General features: G+C 54.9%; 1 protein-coding gene. It reads right to left on the reverse strand.

Annotated features, from left to right (window positions below; translation table 11 throughout):
* Positions 1-42 precede the first annotated feature (42 nt).
* Positions 43-1,623, reverse strand: coding sequence for a tetratricopeptide repeat protein (locus PMI16_RS00030; RefSeq protein WP_007875155.1), 1,581 nt, complete (start codon positions 1,621-1,623; stop codon positions 43-45).
* Positions 1,624-2,051: the final 428 nt, after the last annotated feature.

Genomic DNA, 2,051 nt, shown 5'->3' on the forward strand with positions numbered 1-2,051 from the left:
CAATGTCGCGCTGATGGTGCGGATTTCTTTACGGGATCATGCTTACGCAAGCGATAGACAACCGATTTCTGAAAATGCTGTTTTTAGACGATATTTGCGTTGTCGATAATTTCCCTCAAGGCCGCTGAAACTGCAGTCGACGTCGCTGAACAGGCGGCTGATACGGTTCAAAACGGAACGTTGCGCCTCGGTTTCGATGGACACCAGGCGCCGCTTGCTCCTTGCGTAGTAGCCGCAAATGTCAACGACCAGGCAATGGCCATAGTCGGCATTCTTGACATCGATCAGCAAGGCTTCCGGTTTGCTCAAGCCAAACGTCGCGGCCAATTCAAGCCGTGCACTCAGAAATGGATTCGCGTTCCTGAATTTATCGTTCAAGTGAGCCATTGCATGCGTTGCCCAGATATGGGGGCTCGCCTCAACCGAAAATTCTTTCAGGGCAGCCCTGGCGTTCTCATCGCCTTGCTCCGCCGCCTTTCGCCACCAATAAAGCGCCCTGACATCATTGAGCTGATCGTCGCGGCGGTTTCTCCATGAGATCTGCGCGAACGCATATTGCGCTTCCAGCAGACCCATGTCGGCAGCTTTCTCCAGGTATTGCAAAGCGACATTCAGATTACGCTGCGAATAGATCGAACGCGAATGGATTCTGGCCAGCGCATGCCATGCCAAAGCCGAGCCGCCATCGCCGGCAAGGGTGAGCCAGTTGAGCGCCTTCTTGAAGTTTGCCAGGCCATGTTCCATGAACACCCTGTTGCCATTGCGGTCCATCTTTGCATGGAGCAGACCGAGCTCAAGCCGTGCCTCGACGTTGCCGGCCAGGGCGGCCAATTCCAGAAGGTGTCTGATCTCGGCGAGATCCGGCGTCTTCGCCTGCAGGCGCCATTGTGCAAATCGCAGCAGCAGGGTCGACTCCTCGGCTGACAGGAATATGCCGCTGGTGACATCCACATCCTTTTCCATTTGCGCCACCGCGGCAGCATTCCGCTGCAACAACTTCCCGATCAGCGCGACAGCACCACGGGAAAAACCCGCGTAATCGGATTTTTTCCAGGCCTTATCCAGCAAGGCATATTGCGCTTGTTCAATGCCTGCGCGCGCTGCCTCCGAGAGCAATCGTTCCTCAAGCTTGAGGAAACTATCAGGCAGCTCCGCCTTCACGTTGCTGTCGACGCCGCTTTCCCTGTCCTGACTGCGCATCTGCATTTGCTGTGCAAGCAGCCACTGCGCCTGATGGTTATCTTTGCCGGCGAGCAAAGACAAGGCGCCGATTGCCCTTGCGTGACTGTCGTCGTCGAACTGCTCCGCATGTTCCAAAACCAGGCGGGCAAACGTGAGTCCGGCATGCGCAATACCGGCGTCGAATGCCTTTTCGTACCATACCGCGGCTTCGCGTGGGGAAGACAAGCTCTTTACCTGCTCATAGGAGATGTTCCGCCCTATCATCATCCAGGCATCATCCACTCCTTGTTGCGCCGCCCGCTCCAACCAATAGAATGCGGTGCCATTGTTTCTGGGCAGGCCGATGCCGCCATAAAGGTATCGGCTTCCCAATGCCAATTGGGCCTTGGATTCCCCTGCCCGTGCAGCCTTGATAATGGACAATGCTTCGCGTGTCGCCATCGTGGTTACCTATCTTTTACGTGAGCGTGGTAGAGATGGAAGTCGGGGTGGTGGGGCATAAAATCTTTCCAACATGGACGTCATCGCGACGACGGCCGGATTCGCAAAAATCAAAGAAAAAGAAATCCCCGCCGGCGCAAATCATTGCGTCGGTCTGAGTACCTTGAGGTTCGATGGGATATGAAGTCGGGTCAGGCAGCTTGCTCGATGCCATGCTGCCCGGAACCACCATAAACGCCAGTGTCGATGATTCGATATTCTGGCAGCGACCGGCATCGGTAATCGATGTCGAAATGAATTCTTACCAATGACTGAGGCGTGTTAAGAGCTGTGCCACTACAAGGTCACAGTCCATGTTCATCCATGCAAAGAAACGTTAATAAATCGGTGCATCCCGTAAAGAAAGCCGCACCATCAGCGCGACATTG

The sequence above is a fragment of the Herbaspirillum sp. CF444 genome, from assembly GCF_000282135.1.
Classification (GTDB): domain Bacteria; phylum Pseudomonadota; class Gammaproteobacteria; order Burkholderiales; family Burkholderiaceae_D; genus Herbaspirillum.